This is a genomic window from Prauserella endophytica (assembly GCF_005146945.1).
Classification (GTDB): Bacteria; Actinomycetota; Actinomycetes; order Mycobacteriales; family Pseudonocardiaceae; genus Prauserella_A; species Prauserella_A endophytica.
In genome coordinates, this window is record NZ_SWMS01000021.1 from 57488 (window position 1) to 79810 (window position 22323).

22 protein-coding genes and 1 pseudogene are annotated in these 22323 nt (G+C 71.1%); 10 read left to right on the forward strand and 13 right to left on the reverse strand.

Annotated elements, in window-relative coordinates; translation table 11 throughout:
• The first annotated feature begins 2 nt into the window (after positions 1-2).
• On the forward strand, positions 3-503 hold the full coding sequence (purE, locus tag FCN18_RS29110; RefSeq protein ID WP_228714178.1) for a 5-(carboxyamino)imidazole ribonucleotide mutase: 501 nt from the start codon (positions 3-5) through the stop codon (positions 501-503).
• 224 nt (positions 504-727) lie between these two features.
• Here the strand turns inward: purE and FCN18_RS29115 are convergent.
• Positions 728-2376 (reverse strand): annotated as a pseudogene (locus tag FCN18_RS29115) (class I adenylate-forming enzyme family protein).
• Positions 2377-2483: 107 nt separating this feature from the next.
• Between FCN18_RS29115 and FCN18_RS29120 the strand changes: the two are divergent.
• Positions 2484-3647 (forward strand): acyl-CoA dehydrogenase family protein, encoded by a 1164-nt coding sequence (locus FCN18_RS29120; protein ID WP_112275909.1) that lies wholly within the window; start codon positions 2484-2486, stop codon positions 3645-3647.
• A gap of 111 nt (positions 3648-3758) precedes the next feature.
• On the opposite strand, the gene FCN18_RS29125 is transcribed toward FCN18_RS29120, so the two are convergent.
• The 3 genes from FCN18_RS29125 to FCN18_RS29135 are packed head-to-tail and all read right to left on the reverse strand — an operon-like array spanning position 3759 to position 5105.
• Positions 3759-4160 carry a hypothetical protein gene (locus FCN18_RS29125; protein ID WP_137096607.1) on the reverse strand — a complete coding sequence of 134 codons (402 nt, stop codon included), beginning with the start codon at positions 4158-4160 and terminating at the stop codon, positions 3759-3761.
• A complete protein-coding gene (locus tag FCN18_RS29130; RefSeq protein ID WP_112275911.1) occupies positions 4157-4426 on the reverse strand; it encodes a hypothetical protein in 270 nt (89 codons plus the stop codon). The genes FCN18_RS29125 and FCN18_RS29130 overlap by 4 nt, the downstream gene beginning before the upstream one ends.
• 22 nt (positions 4427-4448) lie before the next feature.
• Complete coding sequence (locus FCN18_RS29135) at positions 4449-5105, reverse strand: class I SAM-dependent DNA methyltransferase (protein ID WP_113642966.1); 657 nt, start codon at positions 5103-5105, stop codon at positions 4449-4451.
• Positions 5106-5178: 73 nt separating this feature from the next.
• Between FCN18_RS29135 and FCN18_RS29140 the strand changes: the two genes are divergently transcribed.
• Complete coding sequence (locus tag FCN18_RS29140) at positions 5179-5673, forward strand: GNAT family N-acetyltransferase (protein ID WP_112275913.1); 495 nt, start codon at positions 5179-5181, stop codon at positions 5671-5673.
• Positions 5674-5782: 109 nt separating this feature from the next.
• On the forward strand, positions 5783-6220 hold the full coding sequence (locus tag FCN18_RS29145) for a DoxX family protein (protein WP_113642946.1): 438 nt from the start codon (positions 5783-5785) through the stop codon (positions 6218-6220).
• 43 nt (positions 6221-6263) lie between these two features.
• Here FCN18_RS29145 and FCN18_RS29150 read toward each other — a convergent pair whose 3' ends face one another.
• From FCN18_RS29150 to FCN18_RS29160, 3 genes are all read right to left on the reverse strand, one after another.
• Positions 6264-6968 (reverse strand): TIGR03089 family protein, encoded by a 705-nt coding sequence (locus FCN18_RS29150; protein ID WP_137096608.1) that lies wholly within the window; start codon positions 6966-6968, stop codon positions 6264-6266.
• A gap of 219 nt (positions 6969-7187) precedes the next feature.
• Positions 7188-8447, reverse strand: a complete 1260-nt coding sequence (locus FCN18_RS29155; protein WP_137096609.1) for an LCP family protein — start codon at positions 8445-8447, stop codon at positions 7188-7190.
• 41 nt (positions 8448-8488) lie between these two features.
• The gene (locus tag FCN18_RS29160; protein ID WP_137096610.1) at positions 8489-10081 is read right to left on the reverse strand and encodes an LCP family protein; all 1593 of its coding nucleotides are present in this window, start codon (positions 10079-10081) and stop codon (positions 8489-8491) included.
• Positions 10082-10245: 164 nt separating this feature from the next.
• Between FCN18_RS29160 and rfbB the strand changes: the two genes are divergently transcribed.
• Both rfbB and rfbD read left to right on the forward strand, forming a co-directional pair.
• Positions 10246-11238 carry a dTDP-glucose 4,6-dehydratase gene (rfbB, locus tag FCN18_RS29165; RefSeq protein WP_112275923.1) on the forward strand — a complete coding sequence of 331 codons (993 nt, stop codon included), beginning with the start codon at positions 10246-10248 and terminating at the stop codon, positions 11236-11238.
• Between the two features lie 6 nt (positions 11239-11244).
• Entirely contained in the window at positions 11245-12150 is a 906-nt protein-coding gene (gene rfbD / locus FCN18_RS29170; protein WP_137096611.1) for a dTDP-4-dehydrorhamnose reductase, read from the forward strand.
• 121 nt (positions 12151-12271) lie between these two features.
• On the opposite strand, the gene FCN18_RS29175 is transcribed toward rfbD, so the two are convergent.
• Positions 12272-12964, reverse strand: coding sequence for a MerR family transcriptional regulator (locus tag FCN18_RS29175; RefSeq protein WP_228714179.1), 693 nt, complete (start codon positions 12962-12964; stop codon positions 12272-12274).
• A gap of 38 nt (positions 12965-13002) precedes the next feature.
• Here FCN18_RS29175 and FCN18_RS29180 point away from each other — a divergent pair, with 38 nt between their 5' ends.
• On the forward strand, positions 13003-13446 hold the full coding sequence (locus FCN18_RS29180; protein WP_206078002.1) for a DUF6194 family protein: 444 nt from the start codon (positions 13003-13005) through the stop codon (positions 13444-13446).
• Here the strand turns inward: FCN18_RS29180 and FCN18_RS29185 are convergent.
• The 3 genes from FCN18_RS29185 to FCN18_RS29195 are packed head-to-tail and all read right to left on the reverse strand — an operon-like array spanning position 13443 to position 17964.
• On the reverse strand, positions 13443-14528 hold the full coding sequence (locus tag FCN18_RS29185) for a glycosyltransferase family 4 protein (protein ID WP_199542965.1): 1086 nt from the start codon (positions 14526-14528) through the stop codon (positions 13443-13445). The genes FCN18_RS29180 and FCN18_RS29185 overlap by 4 nt on opposite strands.
• A complete protein-coding gene (locus FCN18_RS29190) occupies positions 14521-17022 on the reverse strand; it encodes a glycosyltransferase (RefSeq protein ID WP_137096613.1) in 2502 nt (833 codons plus the stop codon). Before FCN18_RS29190 ends, FCN18_RS29185 begins: the two co-directional genes overlap by 8 nt.
• Before the next feature lie 33 nt (positions 17023-17055).
• The gene (locus FCN18_RS29195; protein WP_137096614.1) at positions 17056-17964 is read right to left on the reverse strand and encodes a glycosyltransferase family 2 protein; all 909 of its coding nucleotides are present in this window, start codon (positions 17962-17964) and stop codon (positions 17056-17058) included.
• A 17-nt stretch (positions 17965-17981) separates the two neighbouring features.
• Between FCN18_RS29195 and FCN18_RS29200 the strand changes: the two genes are divergently transcribed.
• Positions 17982-19085, forward strand: a complete 1104-nt coding sequence (locus FCN18_RS29200; RefSeq protein ID WP_137096615.1) for a glycosyltransferase family 4 protein — start codon at positions 17982-17984, stop codon at positions 19083-19085.
• A 24-nt stretch (positions 19086-19109) separates the two neighbouring features.
• Positions 19110-20243 (forward strand): glycosyltransferase family 4 protein, encoded by a 1134-nt coding sequence (locus FCN18_RS29205; RefSeq protein ID WP_112276178.1) that lies wholly within the window; start codon positions 19110-19112, stop codon positions 20241-20243.
• 119 nt (positions 20244-20362) lie between these two features.
• On the opposite strand, the gene FCN18_RS29210 is transcribed toward FCN18_RS29205, so the two are convergent.
• Complete coding sequence (locus FCN18_RS29210; protein WP_112276180.1) at positions 20363-20896, reverse strand: hypothetical protein; 534 nt, start codon at positions 20894-20896, stop codon at positions 20363-20365.
• A gap of 87 nt (positions 20897-20983) precedes the next feature.
• Here FCN18_RS29210 and FCN18_RS29215 point away from each other — a divergent pair, with 87 nt between their 5' ends.
• Positions 20984-21847, forward strand: coding sequence for a glycosyltransferase family 2 protein (locus tag FCN18_RS29215; protein WP_199542968.1), 864 nt, complete (start codon positions 20984-20986; stop codon positions 21845-21847).
• 114 nt (positions 21848-21961) lie between these two features.
• On the opposite strand, the gene FCN18_RS29220 is transcribed toward FCN18_RS29215, so the two are convergent.
• Entirely contained in the window at positions 21962-22321 is a 360-nt protein-coding gene (locus FCN18_RS29220) for a hypothetical protein (protein WP_112275939.1), read from the reverse strand.
• Between the last annotated feature and the right edge of the window lie 2 nt (positions 22322-22323).

Sequence of the window (22323 nt, forward strand, 5' to 3'; positions counted from 1 at the left end):
TCGTGAGTAACCCCGTCGTCGGCGTCATCATGGGCAGCGACTCGGATTGGCCGGTGCTGGAAGCCGCCGGACAGGCCCTCGACGAGTTCGAGGTGTCCTACGAGGTCGGCGTCTACTCGGCGCACCGGACCCCGCAGCGCATGCTCGACTACGCGCGCAGCGCGGCGGACCGCGGGATCAAGGTGATCATCGCGGGTGCGGGGGGTGCCGCTCACCTGCCGGGGATGGTGGCCTCGGCGACGCCGTTGCCCGTGATCGGGGTCCCGGTGCCGCTGAAGTACCTCGACGGCCTGGACTCCCTCCTCTCGATCGTGCAGATGCCCGCCGGGGTACCGGTCGCGACGGTGTCGGTCGGCGGTGCCCGCAACGCGGGCCTGCTGGCGGTACGGATCCTCGCGGCAGGCGACGAGGCGCTGTGCGCCCGCATGTCGGCCTTCCAGGCCGACCTGGAGCAGCTCGTCCTCGACAAGGACGCCGCCCTCCGCGAGAAGCTGACCCACTGACGCCGCCGCGAGTCCTCCGCTCCAGCGCGCGAGTCGCGCACTCACGACGCCGAGTTGTGCGTTCGGGACGCCGAGTTCTGCGTTCGGGACTGCAGGCACGGCGCCGGATGTGCGGGAGTGCGCAACTCGCGGTCGGGAGTGCGGAACTCGCGGTCGGGAGTGCGGAACTCGCGGTCGGGAGTGCGCAACTCGCGGTCGGGAGTGCGGAACTCGCGGACCGGGTGTCAGGTGAGTTGCTTTCGGAGCTCGCGTTTGAGCACCTTGCCGGCCGCCGACACCGGAATCGCCTCGACGAAGTGCAGCTCCCGCAGCCGCTTGTACGGCACGACCCGCCTGTTCACGGCCTCCAGCAGCGCCTCCGCTTCCGCCTGCTCGTGCCCCGGGGCGCGCACGACGAACGCGACCGGCAGCTCGCCCGCCTCTTGGCTCCGCTTGCCGACCACCGCCGCCGCGGCGACCTGCGGCAACGAGATGAGCAGCTCCTCGAGCTCCCTCGGGTAGACGTTGTAGCCCTTGTAAAGCAGCATGTCCTTCTTGCGGTCCACAATGGATAGATAGCCGTCGTCGTCGAGCACTCCGATGTCGCCGGTGTGCAGCCAGCCGTCGACGAGCACGGCGGCCGTCTCCTCGGGCCGGTTGTGGTAGCCCTGCATGACCTGTGGTCCCCGGATGCACACCTCGCCGGGCAGGTTCGGCCCGACGGCCTCCTCGCCGCCCTCGGCAGCGACGATCTTGACCTCCGTGTCGAACGTCGGCACCCCGACCGCGCCGACCTTGCGGACGCCGGAACGCCACGTCGGCGAGAGCGTCGCGCCCATCGTCACCTCCGTGAGCCCGTAGCCCTCGGCGATCACCGCGTCGGGGAACCGCTCGCGCAACGCGTTGATCATCTCGTGGGGCATCGGTGCGGCGCCCGAGGTGATGGTGCGCACCGACGACAGGTCGCTCGCGTGGAACTCCGGGCACGCGAGCAGGGCGGCGAACAGCGCGGGCGCGCCACCCATCGTGGTGACGCGCAGCCGCTCGGCATCGACCACATAGGACGGTGGGTCGAACCGCTGATGCACTACCGCCGTGCCGCCGTTCAGCACGCTGACGTTCAGCGCGCCGATGGTGCCCATGGCGTGGAACCACGGCGTGAGGTTGATGCCGATGCCGGTGCCGAGCCGGATCGGCCACTCCTCCTCGGAGCCGATCTGGTCGAGGCCGGGGTTGCCCTCGTCGTCCACTGTCGGCACGCAACCGGAGCCCCAGCACGCGTACTGCAGCGTGTTGACGACGACGTTGCGGTGCGTGAGCCGAACCCCCTTCGACCGGCCCGTGGTGCCGCCCGTGTACGCGAGATGTGCGAGGTCGCTCGCCGGGTCGATGCGGACGTCGGGTGGGGTGGCGTCGGCGTGGGCGTGGAAGGCGTCGAAGTCGGCCTGCCCCTGCTCCACTGGCTGGTACACGAGGACGGTGCCGATGCCTGTGCCGTCCAGCGCCTTGGCAACTGGGCCGTAGGTCACCACCGCGACGGCGCCGCAGTCGGCGAGTTGCGCGGCGAGGTCCTGCGGCGGGAGCAACGGGTTGGCGGGGCTGAACGTTGCACCCAGAGCAGCGTGCCGTAGTAGGCGACCGGGAAGGCGAGGCAGTTCGGCAGGTGCAGGGCCACGGTGTCGCCTGGCCCGATGCCGCGGTCCCGCAGTGCGTTGGCGAACCGGCACGCCTGGTCCCAGAGACCGGTGAACGTGAGGTGCTGCTCGCCGTGCTGGAAGGCGGTCCGGTCGCCGTATCGAGCCGCCGCGCCCGCGAGCAGGGCGCCGACCGGGGCATCGGGGTAGGTGAGAGAGGAGGGGAGCCCAGGAGGTCGCAACGTCGTTGTGATCGACATCACTCGACAGTAGGGAGGGTGCGGCCAAGAACACAAGGATGACCTAGTAAACCGTCACTAACATCGACTGGTGGTAGCCGACTTGTCCCGATCGAAAGGTGGCGCAGGTGACCGAAGGCCCTGGGCTTTACCAGCTCGCTGAGGAGCACGAAGAACTGCGCGCGGCTGTGCGTGCGCTCGCCGAAAAGGAGATCGCGCCCTACGCCGCCGAGGTGGACGAACAGGAGCGCTACCCCGTCGAGGCGAGCGAGGCGCTGGTCAAGGCCGGGTTCAACGCGGTGCACATCCCCGAGGAGTACGAGGGGCAGGGCGCCGACGCCATCGCGGCGTGCATCGTGATCGAGGAGGTGGCGCGGGTCGACGCGTCGGCCTCGCTGATCCCCGCCGTGAACAAGCTGGGCACGCAACCCATCCTGCTCTCGGCCTCCAGCGAGCTGAAGAAGCTCGTGCTGCCCTCGATCGCCTCCGGTGAGGCGTCCGCGTCCTACGCGCTCTCGGAGCGCGAGGCCGGGTCGGACACCGCGTCGATGCGCACCCGTGCCCGGCTGGACGGCGACCACTGGGTGCTCAACGGCACCAAGTGCTGGATCACCAACGCGGGCGAGTCGTCCTGGTACACGGTGATGGCCGTCAGCGACCCCGACGCGGAGAGGAAGTCCAACGGCATCTCGGCGTTCGTGGTGCACAAGGACGACCCCGGCTTCTCGGTGGGGCCCAAGGAGAAGAAGCTGGGCATCAAGGGCTCGCCGACGCGGGAGATCTACTTCGAGAACTGCACCATCCCCGCCGACCGGATCATCGGCGAGCCGGGTACCGGGCTGAAGACCGCGCTGCGCACGCTCGACCACACGCGGCCGACCATCGGGGCGCAGGCGCTGGGTATCGCACAGGGCGCGCTGGACGCGGCGGTAGCCTATGTCAAGGAGCGCAAGCAGTTCGGCAAGGCGATCGGCGAGTTCCAGGGCGTGCAATTCATGCTCGCCGACATGGGCACGAAGATCGAGGCGGCCAGGCACCTCGTGTACGCCAGCGCGGCGGCGAGCGAACGCGGCGACGCACGTGCGGGGTTCATGGCCAGCGCGGCGAAGTCCTACGCGTCCGACATCGCCATGGAGGTCACCACCGACGCGGTGCAGCTCTTCGGCGGCGCAGGCTACACCCGTGACTTCCCGGTGGAGCGCATGATGCGCGACGCGAAGATCACCCAGATCTATGAGGGCACCAACCAGATCCAGCGCATGGTGATGGCGAGGAGCCTGCTCAAGGGCTGAGTGGTCTCGACCTGATGGTTCTTCGGGCTGCCGCGGTTGTCTCGCGGCCGCCCGAACGCCATGAGCGTCACTGCGCGCTGCTCCGACAGGCCTTACCGCGGATCCGGCGCGCTAGCCGGATTGGCCGGACCGGCCCGGGTCGGCGCCAAGGCGGGCGAGTACCTGCTCGCTGAGCACCACGTCGTGCGGCAACCGCTTGAGCCCGGCCCCCGTGACGTCGACGCCTTGTCGCTTGGCGGCGTGGGCCAGTGCGTTCCAGTGGTCGGATTCCATGTCTTCCCGCGTGCGGTCGTCGAACGGCTCGTCGGGGCCGACGACGACGCGTGCGGTCGCGCGCAGGTCCTGGGCCGACGCCTCTGCCCAGCTCTGGGTGGTGCCCCAGCCGCGGTCGGCCAGCAGCACCACGCGGCGTCCGTCGGCGAGCTCGACCTCGTGCAGCGCCGACACCGAGACGGTGCCATCGCCTTGGTCGTCGGCGTCGACGGACGTCACGAGACGGGTCACCGCGGTCATGTGAGCCCGCCGAACCGGTCAGCGAGGTTGCGGTGGCGAGCCGTGGCGAACCGCAGCCGCTGCGCGCGGGTGTAGTCCCGGCAGGGCAGGCAGGTGACGGTCTCCGGGCGAGGGGACGTCATCACATACGGCACCGTGCTACCGCAGCCCGTGGTGAGCGTGCTCGGCAGCTCACCGACCAGTCCGAACGTGGACGCGACCAGGTTCCGGGCCGCGGCATCGCCGTGGACCACGTCTCGGCCGACGTGCACGTGGGGGTCGCTCATGTCCTGCCAGCCTAGGGCGGAACTACACAGTGTGGCGCTTGCGGGCCAGCAGGAAGGCCTGCGGTGTGGTCTCCGCGTACTTGCCCTCCTCGTCCGGTTCCCTCACCAGCCGGGCGCGTTCCTCGAAGCCGGCCTCACGCAGCAGGCCGGCCACCTCGTCCGGGTGCCGCTGGTGGAAGTCGAGCGACACCTCGTGGCCGCCCGCGTCGGTCCGGTGCAGCAGGCCCTCACCTGCCGGGAACGCGAGCTGCAGGTGACCGCCCTCGGCCAGGACGCGGTGGAACTCGGCGAAGACGGCCGGTAGCCGATCCGGTGGGACGTGCATGATCGAGTACCAGGCCACGATCGCACCGAGCGAGCCGTCCCCGGCCTCCAGCTCGGTCATCGAGCCCACCTCGAACCGCAGATCCGGATGCCTGCCGCGGGCCTGTGCGACCATGCCCGGCGAGAGGTCGATGCCGAACACCCGTAGCCCCAGCCCGTGCAGGTGTGCGGTCACGCGGCCGGTGCCGCAGCCGACGTCGGCGACCAGGCCGGAGCCGGCGAGCTCCGCGAACCCGCTGAGCACGGCGCGGTCCAGCGGCTTCGCCGCCAGCTCGTCCTCGATCCACCCGGCGAAGTCGGCGGCGATCGTGTCGTAGGACGCGCGGGTACGGGCGAGGAAGTCCGGTTCGCTCACGAATCGCACCGTAGTCGCCGTGAACCACCTGCGACCAACGGATTCCGTTTGCGGCGCGTGACAGGATCTCCTCGTGACGACTTGGTCCGGACCTCTTGAGGTCACCCCGGTCTCCGTCCACGACGCGGAGGCCGAAACGCTGCTGCGCACGTACTTCGCCGACGTGGCGAGCCGCTACTACGGCCGCCCCGCGACGGAGGCCGAGCTCGACGAGGCGATGGCGGAGGATCCCAGCGACGAGCTGGCGCCACCACACGGCACGCTGCTGCTTGCGCGGCTCGATGGCGCCGCCGTCGCGTGCGCGGGCCTGCGACGGCACCGGGACGGCTTCGCCGAGCTCAAGCGCATGTTCGTGTTGCCGGGGTTCCGGGGTCGTGGCATCGCCGCGCTGCTGCTGGCCGCGATCGAGCGCGCCGCGCGTGAGCTGGGCGTTTCCGTCATCCGCCTGGACACGCGCGCCGATCTGGTCGAGGCCCGCAGACTCTACGCGAAACACGGCTACCGGGAGATTCCGGCCTACAACGCCGAGCCGTACGCCGAGCACTGGTTCGAGAAGAAGCTTTCCTGACGCGTCACCGTCGCGGTGAGGTTCTTTCCATCCGCTTTACCTGCCCTGGCTACCCTGGAGACCGTTAGTTGAAAGTTCAGCTAAGACGGTATAGGGGTTGGTTCGGACAATGTTCACCAGGGTTCAGGACGTCGCGGCGCTCATCGGGCGCATCGGCGTCGCGGTGGTGTTCCTCGCGCACGGGCTCGACAAGTGGGAGATGGGCGTCGGCGGCACCACCGACATGATGTCCGCGACCGGTATCCCGCTGCCGGCGCTGAGCGCGCTGTTCGTCATCGCCGTCGAGGTGATCGGCTCGATCCTGTTCATCGTCGGCTTCGCGCTGCCGCTCGTGGGTCTGGGCTACGCCATCACGGGACTCGGCGCTGTGTTCTTCGTCCACCTCGACGCCGGGCTCACCGGTCAGGGCGGCTACGAGCTGGTGCTGGTGCTCGCGCTGGCGGGTCTGGCGCTGGGATTCAACGGCGGACGGCTCTCGCTCGACCACCTGATCGTCGGCCGCAGGAAAGCGGCCAAAACTCAGGACGCCGAGCTGCAGGCCGCGTAGCGGCGGCCGAACCCCGGTCTCCCTCAGCGCCGAGGGGGACCGCTCAGGTCAGGTCCACCGTCGTGCGCTCGGCTTCGCGGTGCGCGACGAGCCTTTCGGGCGTGGAGCCGGTGACCTGAACCAGATGCGCTCCCACCACGAGCGGTGCCAGCAGGGCTTCGAGCACCCCGTCCGGCAACGTCCAGTCCCTCGTCGAGAGCACCCGGGCGCCCTCACCGATTCCCAGCTCACCCGCCCTCGCGCGCGCCCGCGCGAGCACGTCGTCCACGGTCGAGCCCAGCAGCGCGGGCGTGTCGCCGGCGATGGGCACGAGCGGCGAGAAGTCGTCGCCGGCGAGGCGCGCCTCCGAGAGGTAGTCCAGCGCCCCGGAGGGCACGGACCCGCCGAGACCTCGGCCGAGCGGGTCGAGCGCGACCACCGCGGTGGCCTCCGCCTTGCCCGCGATCCCCTCGGGGCCGACGAAGGCGATTCGTGCTCCCGCCGCGTCCGCGACCACGTGCGCCCCGCACCACCACGCGCCGAGCAGCACGCCTGCCGTCTGCCAGTGGGCGGGCAGCTCCACGGCCACCTCGTCACCCTCCTCCACGTCGAACTCCTCGACCAGCCAGTTCGCCGTCTTGGCTGCCCAGTTGGCGACCGTCGCGACCGACAACTCGATCCGGCTGCCCAGCGCGTCGTCGTAGTGCGTCACCAGCGGCCGGGCCGAGGACTTCAGCAGGGGACGGAGGAGATTCTCGGTGAGGCTCACGACATGAATGTAACTGCCTTCCCGTTGGGTGGTGGGTGCGCGGGGCCAGGGTGGCGCTCGGTCCGTGCGGGACACCCGCCGCCGGGTTCCTGCGGGACACCGAGCCCGAGGCATGCGTTGGCGAAGACCCGAGTACGGCCCAGTACGAGGGCGAACCGGCGCCTTACCAGCGGAAACCTGGATCCACCGACTCAAGCAACAGACTTCCGGCGGAGGACACTAGTTCACGCACGGCACGGCCGCGCGCACCGGCGAACCCACGGGCGCCGAGCCTCCGCCCGACGGCTGCTGCTGCCCGCCACTGACCAGGTTCTTGACGAACCGGCGCACCTCGCCCACGTCGACGGTGATGATGCTCTGCCCGTCCTTGCTGCGGGCGCCGACCTGCTTCACGGGGATGGTCACGAACTCCATGTCGCCCGTGGCGATGCCCTTGGCCTGCTCGGCGAACTGCAGCAGGTCGAGCCCGGGGTCGAGCACGAGCGAACGGCGCACGGTTTCGGTGAGCTGGTTCAGCCGCTCGGCGTTGGTCAGCGTGCCCGCCGAGAGCACCTGGTTCAGCGCGGACGAGAGGAACACCTGCTGGCGGACGATGCGGTCGAGGTCGCCCCTCGGCAGGTTCTTGCGCTGGCGGACGAACGACAGCGCCTCGCCGCCGGACACCACCTGCGGGCCCGCCGCGAAGTCGGCGCCGGAGTCCTTGTCGGCGGTGGCGCTGTTGAGGCAGACCTCGATCCCGCCGAGGGCGTCGGTGAGCAGGTAGAACCCGAGCAGGCTGATCTCGGCGTAGTGGTCGATGCGGATCTGGGTGAAGTCCTGGACGGTCCGCACGAGCGCCCTGCGCCCGGCCTGGTTCGAGTCGCGTTCGATCCGCGCCCCGTCGGTCATGCCGTCGGCACGCAGCCGGTCGGCCTCCTCGACCTTCGCGGCGCCGTACGCCGAGTTGATCTTGGCCTTGCCGCCCTGTGGGACGTCTACCCACGTGTCCCTCGGGATCGAGACGCCGGTCGGTTTCCCCCCGTCCTTCGGGATGCGCAGGATGATCAGGGTGTCGGTGTTGACGCCCGCCTTGTCCTCCGTGCGCAGTTCCCTGAGCATGCCGAGCGGCAGCGGGTTGCCCTGCATGTCGGTGCGGGAGTCGGCGCCGACGAGCAGGATGTCGGTGGCGCCGTCGTCCTGCGGGGGTGGCGGGGGCGCCCCCGGGTCGTCGCCGAGGTTCTGCTGCAGCGCGTCCGTGGTCTGCACGTTGTCCTGCAGGTCGTCCAGGGCCAGGTAGGCATAGCCGGTGGCGACCAGCGCGATCACCGACAGCAGCGTCACCACCGTGCGGTTGGTGCCCCGCAGCACCGAACGAACCCTGCCGCGCGGAGGCGACGGCTCCGGCGCGGGACGGGGTCGCGGGTACGGCGTCGGAACCGGGCGCGCGGGAACCTCGGCAGGCTCCGCTTCACCCCGTTCTCCGGCCTCGCGCTCGTCCACGCTGGCTCCTCCCCACCCCGCGTGCGATCCGGACGGTCAGCTTAGTTGACGCAGGGCACGTCACCGGCGGTTATCGGCTCGTCGGGCGGGTCATCCTTGCCCTCGTCCTGCGGCGTCTGCGTGCGGTGCGGGGGCGCGAAGAACTGCGGCTCCTGGCCCGCGTGGTTCGCGGGCGTGGTCCCGGTGGTGGCCGGCTCGAAGTCGGTGCCGAACAGCACCTGGAGCTGGCCGGCGGGCACGGTCGCGTCGGGCTCGGCGGCCAGTTCGGTGCCGAGCGCCTGCCGCAGTAGCTCCACCCCCGCCTCGTCGCCGGGCGCGTACCGCACCACGGTGCTCGCCTGTGGGTCCATTGTGGCCGAACTCTCGCCGAGGAAACCGTGCTGCCGCAACTGTTCCCGCATCTGCTGGCCGAGCTCGTCGGCTCCCGAGGCGTTGTAGATCTCCACCGTGTAGGCCTCGGCGCCGGGGATGGTCGCGGGGGCGGCAGACCCGTCCGACGGTGTTTCCGTCTCCGTCTCCGTCTCCGTCTCGTGGGAGATGAGCCCGTCGACGAACCGCCGCACCTCCTGGACGTCGATTTCGAGCACCGAGGCGCCGCCGATCCAGGTGTTGCCGACGACGGGGATGGTGCGGAACTCGACGTTGTCGCCGCTGAGGTTGCGCATCTGGGCGGCGAACTGCAGCAGGTCCCAGTCCTCGGAGAGCACCACGGACTTCTGCACGGCGCCGACGACCTCGCCGATCTTGCCCGGGTCGAACAATACGTCGGTGGAGAGCATCTTGCGGACCAGGCCGGAGAGGAACGCCTGCTGCCGCGCGATGCGGTCGAGGTCGCCGTTGGGCAGTTCGTAACGCTGCCGGACGAACGCGAGCGCCTGCACACCCTGGATGGTCTGCCTGCCCGCGGGGAGGTTGATGCCGGAGTTGCGCTCGCGGACCGCTTCGCGCAGGCACACCTCGACGCCGCCGAGCGCCCTGGTCACCTCGTAGAAGCTCGCCAGGTTCACCTCGGCGTAACGGTCGATGAGGCCCGGCTTGCCCAGCAGTTGCTCGATGGTGGCGATCAGGTTCCTGCGCCCCGCGACCTTGGCCTCCTCGTCGATCTGCTCCAGATCGGTGCGGCCCTGTTCCTGCAGGGTCTGGAAGGTGTCGTTGTAGGCGTAGACGAACGCGCTGTTGAGCTTGTGCGTGCCGTAGCCGCCCGCCAGCTCCACCCAGGAGTCGCGGGGGAACGAGATCGCCGAGGCGCGCGTGCCGTCCTGGGGGATGTGCACGAGGATCATCGTGTCGGTCTGGCGCTCGCCGTTCGCCTCGCCCGCGTGCAGCCGGTCGAGCACCTCCTGCGGCAGCGGGTTGCCCTGTGCGTCGGTGCGGCTGTCCTGACCGACGAGGAGGATGTCGATCGCCCCGTCGAGCGGCTCGGCCCGGAGGTTCTCGTCGCCGTCGAACACGTCCGTGGTGGTGACGCCGTCGTTGACGTTGCCGATGAACTGCCAGACGTACCAGGTCAGGGCCAGTACGGTGACGGAGAGCAGCGAGATGACGACCTTGCCTCCGCGCAGGGCGAACGTGCCCACACGTCCCCTGCGGGCCACCGTGGGCGCCTCGACCGGTCCCCGACGCCAGCCGGTCACGTGCGCTCCTCCCAGTCGGTCCCAGGATTCACATTACTGATGTACTTGTGAGACGGCCGTTCGATCGCGAAACGTTGCCTGATCGCGAAACGTTGCCTGGATGTTGCGTATGCCGGACGGAGCGTCGTGGCAGACTGCGCGGACGACCACGGGAGGAAACAGACATGCGGGTCCTGGTGACCGGAGGTGCCGGGTTCATCGGTTCGCACTACGTGCGGCAGGCGCTCTGCGGGGAGTATCCGGCACTGCGGGACGCCGAGATCGTCGTGCTGGACAAGCTGACCTACGCGGGCAGCGAGACCAATCTCACGCCCGTCGCCGACAGCCCCCGGCTGCGTTTCGTCCGCGGCGACATCTGCGACCCGACCGTGGTCACCGAGGTGATGCGCGACGTCGACCTGGTCGTGCACTTCGCCGCGGAGTCCCATGTGGACCGTTCGATCCTCGGTGCAGCGGACTTCGTGCTCACCAACGTCCTCGGCACGCAGACCCTGTTGCAGGCGGCGTACGACGCGGGCGTCGGCAAGTTCGTGCACGTCTCGACCGACGAGGTGTACGGCTCGATCGACGAGGGCTCCTGGGCCGAGGACCACATCCTCGAGCCGAACTCCCCGTACTCGGCGTCGAAGGCGTCGTCGGACCTGCTCGCCCGGTCCTTCCACCGCACCTACGGCCTGCCGGTGTGCGTCACGCGGTGCTCGAACAACTACGGCCCGTACCAGTTCCCCGAGAAGGTCATCCCCCTCTTCGTGACGAACCTGCTCGACGGGCAGCCCGTGCCGCTCTACGGTGACGGCCTCAACGTTCGCGACTGGCTGCACGTGGACGACCACTGCCACGGCATCCAGCTGGTCGCCGAGAAGGGAAGGGCCGGCGAGATCTACAACATCGGCGGTGGCACGGAACTCACCAACCGCGAGCTGACCGAGCGGCTGCTCGCCGCTGTCGGCGTCGGCTGGGAGATGGTGCGGCCGGTGGAGGACCGCAAGGGTCACGACCGCCGCTATTCCGTCGACATCACGAAGATCAGTACCGAACTGGGCTACGAGCCCAGGGTCGACTTCACCAGCGGTCTGGCCGACACCGTGCGCTGGTACACGGAGAACCGGGCGTGGTGGGAGCCCCTCAAGGGGCGGGCCGCGCTCACGGAAGGGTGATCAGTCTTGGCGAAACTGGCCTTGTTCGTACCCGGGGGCAGCGGGCAGCTCGGCCGTGACCTCGCCGCGCTCGCGAACGACGACGTCGACGTGCGCGCCCCCGGCTCGGCCGAGCTGGACGTGACGCAACCGGGCGCGGTGGTGGAGGCCGTCACGGAGCTGGCGGCCTCGGCCCGCGAGTCGGGCCGGTTCCCCGTCGTGGTCAACGCCGCCGCCTACACCGCGGTGGACAGGGCCGAGGAGGACGAGGCGAGGGCGTTCGCGGTGAACGCCGACGGGCCGAGGGTGCTCGCGGCCGTGTGCTCGTCTCGCCGCGTGCCGCTGGTGCACGTCTCCACAGACTACGTCTTCGCAGGCGACGCCGATGCTCCGTACGAACCGGACGCGCCGCTCGGGCCCCGCACCGCCTACGGCCGTACCAAGGCAGCAGGCGAGGACGCCGTGCTCGGCTCCGGCGCGCAGGCGTGGATCGTGCGCACGGCGTGGGTGTACGGCGCGAACGGTGCCAACTTCGTGAAGACCATGGCGCGCCTGGAAAAAGAGCGCGACACGCTGTCCGTTGTGGACGACCAGCGTGGGTCGCCGACGTGGTCGGCCGACCTCGCCGCCGGCCTGCTCGAGCTGGCGGGCCGGATCGCCGAGGGCGACGGCCCCTCGCGGAAGGTGCTGCACTGTACCGGTGCCGGTGACACGACGTGGTGCGGGTTCGCGCGGGCGATCTTCGAGGAGCTCGGCGCCGACCCGGAGCGCGTGAAGCCGTGCACCACGGAAGAGTTCCCGCGCCCGGCGCCGCGGCCCGCCTACTCGGTGCTGTCCAACGCCGCGTGGAGCGACGCGGGTCTCACGCCGCTGCGCCCGTGGCGCGACGCCCTGCGCGCCTTCTTCGCCGATCACGCGGCGTCACTGAAGTAGCGCGCCCCCACTGCCCCCAAGGCCACCTTTGTTGCGCCCACCCGTCTCCCGCCACCACCCGAACGGAGACGCTGCGCGTCGCAGTGTTCGATCAATGCGACAAAGGTGGCCTTGGGGAGCGTTAGGGGGCGATCAGGTGGGTGATGGCGGTGCCTGCGGTGAGTAGCGAAACGGTGCGTTGGGCGATGGTCGTCAGCCGGTCGTGCAGAGTTTCGGCTAGGTCGTCGAGATCGGCATGCCTGCGTACCGCCTCGATCGTCCGGCGCACGTCCGGGATCCGGTAGCCTGCGGCCCGCAGCGCCGCGGCGATCCGTGCCTCTCGGATGGCGGCGGGCGGATAGCGCCGCGCTGCCTGCGAGGTGACCCGCTCGGGCACGACGAGCCCCTCCTGCTCCCAGAAGCGCAGCGTGGAGGAGCGGACTCCGAGCGCGTCGGAGAGCTGGGTGATGGACATGGGCTCCTCGTCCGCCTCCACCGGAGCCTCGGCCTGGATCGCGCGCACCGCTGAGAGGGCCGCCAGCACGTCCCGGCGTTCCTTCGCGAGGAGGACGTGCAGCTCGGACACGCGCGCGGCCGCCTCCGCGAGCGGTAACGCCCGCACGTCGCGCAGGGTCTGGCGGGCGACGACCGGGCCGACGGCCGTCGCCAGGGAACGGTAGGCACGCAGCGCCAGCAGGTGCTCGTCGGTGAACTGCCGGTAGCCGTTCGCTCCTCGGCCGGCTGGAGTGATGACGCCGAGGCGTTCCAGGTCGCGCACCTGCTGGACGGAGTATCCCGAGGCCGTCGCGAGCTGCGCCGTCCGGTAGTGGCTCACGAAACCCTCCATAAGCACTTCAACCTCACACTTGAACCATGATGATCCAGCAGATCCTCGACACGGTCACTTCGTTCGACGGCGTACTGGTGCTCGCGCCGGACGCGTCCAGCGGCGCTCCCGAGATCGCGTGGGGTGACTACTTCTTCTACTACGCCCCGGACGGCCGGGTCCCGGCGAACGTGCAACCCTACGGAACGATCGTGACGAAGAACTACCCCGGTGACACCGAGTCCGACCTCGAGGCGGAGGACCGGTGGAGGGTGAACATCCACGTCGGCCGAACCGCGCTAGAGCGGCTCACTGGGCAGGGCGTCACGGACCCCGCGGAGCCCGACGTGGTGCTGCCGCATCCCGTCTACGGCAGGCAGGGATGGATCGCGGTGGTCAACCCCGGTGAGCGGACGTCGGCGCAGGTGCTCGACCTCCTGCGCGACGCGCACGAGCGGGCCAAGGACCGGGTAGTGCGAAAGCTCGGTTAACCCTCGACGGCACGGCGGTACGCGGCGACCGTGGTCTCGGCGCAACGCCGCCACGTGAAGCTCGCCGCGTGCGCCCTGCGCGTGGCCGCCGTCGACGCGGCGTTGGGCTCCGACACCGCGGCCCGCAGCTCGGTGGTGAGCCCGTCGACGTCGCCGTACTCGACGAGGTGGGCGAACCCGCCCGACACCTCGCGCAGCGCGGGCACGTCGGTGCACACCACGGGCACGTCGCACGCCATGGCCTCCAGCACGGGCAGCCCGAAGCCCTCGTCGCGCGAGGGCAGCACGAGCGCCGACGCACCGGCGACCACGCGCTGCAGGTCCAGATCGGACAGATAGCCGACGTGTTGGGTGCGTTCGGTCGCCGGGAAGGTGCCGGGGCCCGCGAACACGAGCGGCGGCAGGTCAGCGTCAGCCGTGTGCGCCTTGAGCAGCCAGTCGAGACCCTTGCGAGGGCCCGCCGCCCCGGCGAACAGCAGGTAATCGCGCGGCAGGCCGAGCCGGTCGCGGATCTGCTGGCCCGGTGGCCTGCCCGTGAACCAGCCCGCGTCGACACCGAGCGGGGTCACGTCGATCTTCGCGCGGTCGACGTCGAGTCGCTCTGCCACGGCGTCGGCGACGGCGGCGGTCGGCGTGCAGATCACGTCGGCGCGCGCCGCTCCGCGCCGCACCAGCTCCGGCAGCTCGGCGTCACCGGGTGCCAGCTCGCCGGGTGCGTCGAAGAACGCGAGGTCGTGGATGGTGAGCACACCGGCGGCGCGGAACGTGCCGGGCAGCACGAAGTTGGTGCCGTGCACCACGTCGGTGGCGCCTGCGAACAGCTCCACCGGAGGGAACGTCGAGCGCAGCCACGTCTTGCGCAGCAGCCGCGCCGCCACCGGCATGCCACGCGCCCGCACGCCGTGCGGCAGCACCGAACGGAGCTTGCGCCAGCCCCGCAACGTGAACGCCACGGCGCGGGTGTCCACACCGGACAGTGAGGCCAGCTCCTCGGACAGCGAGGCGGTGTAGCGGCCGATGCCGGTCCGGTCGCCGAGCAGGGGAGTGCCGTCGAGCAGCACCCGCAGTTCCCGCCTAGCCACGGCGCAGCCCACGCCTGGCGAGCTTCTTGACCCGGCCGCCCGCACGCCGCGCGAGCTCGACCGGCCCTCCCTCGGCGAGGTACTCCTTCACCAGCGCGAGGTCGCGGCGGACGAGTTCCTTGCCTCGCACCGGTTCCCCCGGTGCGAGGTCGGCCGCGCCGGGCAGCCGGTCGGCGGCGGGCCGGGGGTCCCGGCAGAACTCCACGAGCGGCTCCAGCACCACCGGCCACGTGTAGCGCTGAGCGACCCGTTCGATGCGCTCGCGGCACGCCTTCGCGAACTCGGTGTCGTAGAGGCAGCGTTCCAGCGCGTCGGCCAGCGCCTCGGTGTCCTCGGCCGGGACGACGACGCCCAGCCGTTCCTCGCGCACGAGGTCGGCGAAGGCGTCGCCGTCGGTGGTGACGATCGGCAGCCCCGACCACAGGTAGTCGAGCACCCGCGTGCGGAAGGCGAACGTGGTCTCGACGTGCTCGAAGTGCGTGGTGACGCCGCAGTCGGCGTCGAGCAGCCAGTTCTGCCGCTCGTCGTAGGGCACCCACTGCTCGTTGAAGAAGACGTGCTTGCCGGTGAGCCCGAGCGAGTCCGAGAGGCGGACGGTCCGCGCGCCGATGTCCATCTCTGCGACCTCGGGGTTCGGGTGCCGCATGCCAAGGAAGACCAGGCGCACGTCGGCGCGGCGGGTGCTCAGCCGCTCGATCGCGCGCACGAGTGTCAGCGGGTCGAACCAGCTGTAGACGCCGCCCGCCCACAGCACGACGTGGTCGGTCTCGACGATCCCGTCGAGGTTCGCGCGCAGGCCGGGGCCGGTGCGGCGCGGCGCCCTCGGCGAGAGGCCGAACGGCACCACCGACAGCAGCGACTGTGTGGTGGGGTCGGCGTCGTAGAGCCGGGGCGTCAGCCTGCCCAGCGCGGCGAGGTGCCCGAGCCAGAAGTGCCGCTGACGCTGCGAGGCGCACAGGAAGAAGTCACCGCGCTCCAGCTGCGCGTCGAGCACCTTCGTGACGCCGGCCAGGTCGGCGGCCCGCTTGTCGTCGGGCGCGTCCTTGCCCTGTTCGAGCAGCTCGAGGTGCATCGGGTCGTAGAGGTCGCACACCACGATCTTGTGCGCGTACTCCTTCTTCAGCGCCGGGGCCAGTTCCAGCACGTGCCCCTGCAGGATCACGATGTCCGCCCACGCGAGCGGCTCGCTCAGGTCACGCCTGCGGGCCGCGCTGACCTGGAACGGCGCGGGCGGCGGATCGGCGAGTGGGTTCACGGTCACCAGCCGGACCTCGTGCTCGCCCGAGAGCACCTCGGCGATGTTCCATGCCCTGATGGCGGGGCCTGCCATGCGCTCGGTGATCGCGTCGCCGGTGATCACGAGGACTCTGCGGCGCTTGCCGAACGCCTGCTCGATGCCGAACGCCGACACGAGGATGTCGTGCGCGGCGAGGTAGCGCGGCAGCGGATAGGCGGGCTCCAATGCGTTGCGCAGCAACGGAAGCAGGTCGGCATCGGTGCGCACGCGCGCGGCCTGCTCTGCCTCGCGGGCCTCGGCGAGCGAGGGCAGCAGCTCCACGAACTGGTCGACGGCGAGCACCCCGGCGAGCGTGCTCCTCGGCACAGGCACCGGGCCGGTCTCGGCGGGGCCGACGCCGCGTTCGAGGTCCAGCTGCGTGGGGTCGAGCTCGCCCCTTGCCGTGGCGCGGCGCACGCTCAGGGCGAGCGCGGCCGGCAGCGCCTTCGCCAGAGTCTCGTCGGAGAGGTTCTTGTAGAGCGTGCACAACGCGTTGCGCTCCAGCAGGAACGTCTCCCGACCGCTGTCTGGTGTGTCCACTTCGGACATCGTGGCGTGGTGGCGGTGGTAGGCGAGCGACTCGGGGACGTAGCGCACCCGCCAGCCGCGCAGGTTCAGCCGCCAGCCGAGATCGACGTCCTCGTAGAACATGAAGAACCGCTCGTCGAACCCGTCCAGCTCGGCGAAGACGCTCGCCCGGACGAACATGGCGGACCCGGTGGCGAAGAGCACGTCCTTGGCGGAGTCGTGCTCGCCGGCCGGTACGTCGGCGATGGGTGTGCCCGCGTGCCGCTTGTAGCCCATGCCGAACCACGTGAGCCCGCCGTCGACGAAGTCGGTGCCGGTGCCGTCCCAGTCGAGGACCTTGCTCGCGACGGCGCCGACGGCCGGGTCGTCGCGCAGCGTGGCGACGGCGGCCTCGACCCAGTGCGGGCCGGGGCGGGCGTCGTTGTTGAGGAACGCGAGCACGGTGCCCCCGGCGTGCTTCGCGCCGAGGTTGCAGCCCCCTGCGAAGCCGAGGTTGCGGTCCGACTCGATCACCCGCACGCCCGGTGCGGCGGCCCGGATGCGGGCGGCGTCGCCGCCGGGGGAGGCGTTGTCGACGCAGATGACCTCGAGCCGGGGGTAGTCGTGCTCGGCGAGCGCGCGCAGGCACGTGATGGTGTCGTCGGCGCCGCGGTAGTTGACCACGATCACCGAGACCAGCGGTTGTACCAAGGTCGCGCTCCCCTTTGTCTGCTTGGTCAGAGCTTATCGGCCCGCCCACCGCCGCCAGAGGACGCCTCGGCGGACGCTCGCGCGTCCGCCGATCCCGGCGCGGGCCCACAGCGTCGCGGGCAGTCGCGCCGCGACCTCGGCGAGTACCCGGCAGCGGAGCCTCGTCCGGAAGTTGGCCGCGGAGGGCACGTCGTGGCGCAGGGGCAGCAGCGCCGTGATGGCGGCGAACCGCGCCAGCTCCCGCGCCGCCACGATCGCCGGGGCGCAGCGCACGAGCATGAGCAGCCGGTTGCGTTCGTTCCACCGGTGAAACAGGGGCGAGCCCGGCCGGGTGCTCGCGCCGTGCCGGTGCCGCGCGACGGCGTCCGGCGCCACGGCGACGTCCCACCCGGCGAGCCGCAGCCGCCACGCCGTGTCGGTGTCCTCGTAGTAGCAGAAGAAGGCGGCCGGGACCGAGCCCTCGGCCCGGAGCGCGTCGGTGCGCAGCAGCGCGGCGCCGCCGCAGAAGCCGAAGGGCTCACCCGGCGTGACCAGGTCGGCGCCGTGCCCGTCGGCGGTGAGGCGCACACCGAGCGACTGCGGGGTCCCGTCGGGGTACTCCAGCCGGGAGGCGACGGCGGCGACGCCCGGCCGCATTGCGTCCTCCAGCGCGGCCAGCCAGCCCGGTTCCGGCGCGGCGTCGTCGTTCAGCCACGCCACGTACTCGGTGTCCACAGCGGACAGCGCGGCCGCGAGCCCGCCCGCGTAACCGGCGTTGCGGGGCAGGCGCAGCACCTCCGGACGGGAGGGATGTTCCGCGAGCAGCCGGGCCGAACCGTCGTCGGAGGCGTTGTCCACGACCAGCGTCCGGTGTGGACGATCCTGTGCCGCGAGCGCGTCGAGGCAGTCGGTCAGGTGCGCGGCGCCACGCCAGGTGACGACGACGACGGTGGTTGCGGGCACGCGGGCAGAATAGCGGCGTGGGTGAACTCGTCGTGCTCGCAGAGCAGCTGCTGGCGCCCGTTCCAGGAGGTACGGGCCGCTACACCGCCGAGCTGCTGCGCGCGCTGGCGGAGACGGTGCCCGAGGGCTGGACGCTTTCCAGCGCCGTGGCGAGGCACGGCGACGTCGAGCCCGCCCGCGTCGAGGGCGTGCGGGGCCCCCTGCGGCTGCCGTTGCCGAGGAAGGCGCTGGTGGCGGCGTGGCAGTACGGCCTGCCGCTGTGGCCCGGCGGCACGGCGATGCACGCGCCGACCCCGTTGGCGCCGCCGCGGGCGGGCCGGGGCCGGACGCTGTCGGTGACCGTGCACGACACGGTGCCCTGGACCCATCCCGAGACGCTCACCCCGAGGGGAGTGGCGTGGCACCGGTCGATGATCACCAGGGCGGCGGCGAGGGCCGACGCGCTCGTGGTGCCCACGCACGCGGTCGCCCGTGAGCTGGCCGCGTATGTGCCGGGGGCCGAGGGCGCGCACGTGATCGGGCACGGGGTCACCGCGCTGCCCGATCGGGTGCCGATGGAGCTGCCGCCCCGGTACGTGCTCGCGATCGGCACCCTCGAACCGCGCAAGGGGATCGACGTGCTCGTGCGCGCCATGACCGGGCTCGACGAGCCGCTGCTGCTCGCGGGCCAGCCCGGCTGGGGCGGGCTCGACCCGCTGCGGCTCGCGGCGGAGGCAGGCCTGCGCGACGGTCAGGTCCGCGTGCTCGGCAGGCTCACCGACGCCGAGCTGGCGACCGTGCTGAGTTGCGCGACGGTGCTGGCCGCGCCCAGCCTCGCGGAGGGGTTCGGGCTGCCCGTGCTCGAGGCCATGGCGGCCGGGGTGCCGGTGGTCCACTCCGACGCTCCCGCGCTGGCCGAGGTGGCCGGGGGAGCGGGCCGCGTGGTGCCGCGTGGTGACGCTGTGGCGCTCGGCTCGGCGTTGCGCGAGGTCCTCGGCTCCGCCCGGACGGCGAAGGAGCTGGCCGAGGCCGGGCGGGCCAGAGCGGCCGCGTTCTCGTGGCGGGCCGCCGCCGAGGCGGTCTGGACGATCCACACCACGAGTTCGTTGGATCCTGTCCGGCCGGAGTCGCCGGGGCCGTAGTCTGCACGGGTGGCAGAACCACGCGTGTTGATCGACGCCACGGCCGTGCCGGCCGATCGTGGCGGCGTGGGTCGGTACGTCGACTCCCTCGTGGCCGCGCTCGACGTGGCCGGTGCCGACATCACCGTCGTGTGCCAGCCGAGGGACGTCCAGCTGTACGCCGAGCTGGCTCCGCGCTCGCGGGTGGTGGGCGCCGCCGAGTCGACCGCGACCAGGACGGCCCGCCTGACCTGGGAACAGACCACGCTGCCGAGGCTCGTCCGGAGACTCGGCGTGGACGTGGTCCACTCCCCGCACTACACGATGCCGCTCGCCAGCCGGGCGGCATCGGTCGTGACACTGCACGACGCGACCTTCTTCACGGACGCCGTGCTGCACTCCTCGGTGAAGGCCCGCTTCTTCCGTGCGTGGACCGCCACGGCCCTGAGCAGGGCATCGGTGTGCGTGGTGCCGAGCGCGGCGACCGCGGAGGAGCTGGCCAGGGTCACGCGCGTGCGGGGCGCGCAGGTGGAGATCATCCAACACGGGGTCGACGAGGAGCGGTTCCACCCTCCGTCACCGGAGGAGATCCGCGCGGCCCGCGACGCCGTGGGCCTCGGCGACACCCCGTACGTCGCGTTCCTCGGCGCGCTCGAACCCCGTAAGAACGTTCCCGCGCTGATCAGGGGCTTCGCGCTCGCGGTGGCCGACCGGCCGGAACCGCCCGCGCTAGTGCTCGCCGGGCAGCCCGGCTGGGACCGGCAGGTGGAGAACGCGCTCGACGCCGTGCCGCACCGGCTGCGCGTCATCCGCGCCGGGTACCTGCCGTTCGGCACGCTCGCCGGGTTCCTCGGCGGCGCCGACCTGGTCGCCTACCCGAGCCTCGGCGAGGGCTTCGGGCTGCCGGTGCTGGAGGCCATGGCATCGGGTGCGTGCGTGCTCACCACGCGCAGGCTCGCGCTGCCGGAGGTGGGCGGTGACGCGGTGGCCTACTGCGGCGTGGGCGCGGGCGATGTCGCGGCGGCCCTGAGCGAGCTGCTCGATGACCCGATGCGCAGGGCCTCGCTCGCCGAGGCCGCGCAGCGCAGGGCGAAGGACTTCTCGTGGGCCACGAGCGCCGAGCGTCATCGGGAGGCCTACGACCGCGCGTTCCACCGGCACCGCACCCGTGAGATGTGAGGTGACAGGGGGAAGAAGGAAGGGGTATGGTTGTCGGTGCGAAGCTCCTGTGGAGCCGAGTATGAGGGCCCGCGACGCGTCCGGACGGTCGTCTCGCGGGCCTTTCGCCTGTCCGGGCCTCATAGGCGCACGACCTCGGCGATGATGCCCGCGACGCGCCTGCGGTACTCGCCGCCCGCTCCGTGACACCAGGTCACCGCGTCAGCGATCCAGAGCAACGGCTCGGCCGTCGACTCGAAGTGTTCATAGGTCAGGTCGGTCTTCGACGGCCGGAACCCTAGTACCCGCTGCAGCGTTCGCTTGTCGTCGACATCGCGGTGCCCGCGCGAGTCGAGCACCAGCCGTCGCGCACCGACGTCGAGCAGGTCGCCCGCCAGCTCCTCCAGGCATCGCTGGCGAGCGTCTTCCTGGGCTTTCGGCGAGCAGCAGGCCGAGTAGATCCTCGTGGGCACACCGAGCCTGGCGATCCGGTCGGCGAGTTCACGTCTTCGCGGTGGTTTCTCCTTCTTGAAGTGCAGCTCCCGTGCTCCGGGCAGCAGCAGTCTGCTCAGCTCCCGGCGAGCGGGTCTGAGCTGAGCGGGTTCCACGATCGTCACTCCGAGCAGGTAAAGCCCGGTTCGCGTGGATTCGTCGACGAAGGCGTGCACCGTCATCCGGCCCATCTTGCCGTCGACCCCCGACAGGAGTGCGCACAAGGACCGGTCGGGAACTACCCACCGTGCCGGGTGCACAATGGCCGCGTGACCGAGCCGAAGACCTACGGCGACGGCGTCGCCGTGGTGACCGTGACGTACTCGCCAGGGGAAACGCTGGAGCGGTTCCTCGACACGCTCGCCAAGGCGACCGACCGCGACGTGCGGGTCGTCCTTGCCGACAACGGCTCCGTCGACGGCGCTCCCGAGAAGGCCGCCGAGCGCGAGAACGTGCACCTGCTTCGCACCGGCGAGAACCTCGGCTACGGCACCGCCGCCAACCGGGGCGTCGCCGAGCTCGACGACAGCGTCGGCTGGGTCGTCATCGCCAACCCCGATCTCGAATGGGACCCCGGCTCGCTCGACGCGCTTCTCGAGGTCGCCAAGCGCTGGCCGCGCGGAGGGGCGTTCGGTCCGCTCATCCGCGAGCCGGACGGCACCGTGTACCCGTCGGCGCGGCTGCTGCCCTCGCTCGGGCGCGGTGTCGGGCACGCGATCTTCGGCAAGATCTGGCGCGGCAACCCGTGGACCCGCGCCTATCGGCAGGAGACCGGGGAGCCGACGGAGCGCACCGCGGGCTGGCTGTCGGGTTCGTGTCAGCTCGTCCGGCGTGAGGCGTTCGACTCCGTCGACGGGTTCGATCCGCGCTACTTCATGTACTTCGAGGACGTCGACCTTGGCGACCGGCTCACGCGTGCGGGCTGGCTCAACGTGTACGCGCCGTCGGCCTCGGTGATGCACATCGGCGGGCAGGCCACGTCGAAGGCGTCGGCGAAGATGCTCGCCGCCCACCACGACAGCGCCTACCGTTACCTCGCCGACCGGCACCGCGGGCTGCTGTGGAAGCCGCTGCTGCTGGCGATCCGCGCGGGGCTGGCCGTCCGCCTGCGGCTGGAGACCCGCCGCGGCTGAGGCCACGCTCGACGGCAGCCGCAGTGAAGGCCACCATGCCTGCGTTGAACGCAGTGATGGTGGCCTTCACTGCAGTCGGGTGCCGTAGTCGGGGCTGCGGTCGGGTGCTGCGGGTCAGAGTCCTTCTAGGCGGCGGGCGACGTTCGAGCGGGTGGGCATGGTGCGAGTGGTCGGGACCAATCCGCTGATCTCCGTCTGCTCGACCTCCGGCTCGGCATTCGCCGCCTGAGCGGCGTCGAGCCGCGTGGTCGGCTGCGACTCGGCCAGGTGGCTGTCGCTGCTCTCGATGAACGACGCCGACAGTTTCGTCGTGGTGTCCGGGTCCTGCTCGGTGTCGAGCCGCCGGACGACCGATCCCGGGATCTGCTGCGTGTTCGCGGCATCCATCGGCGACGTCATGTTGTCCGGCGTCACCACACCGTCGCGCGTCTGCGCGCGGGACAGCACGGCGTTCGCCCGATCGCGGGGATCCATTC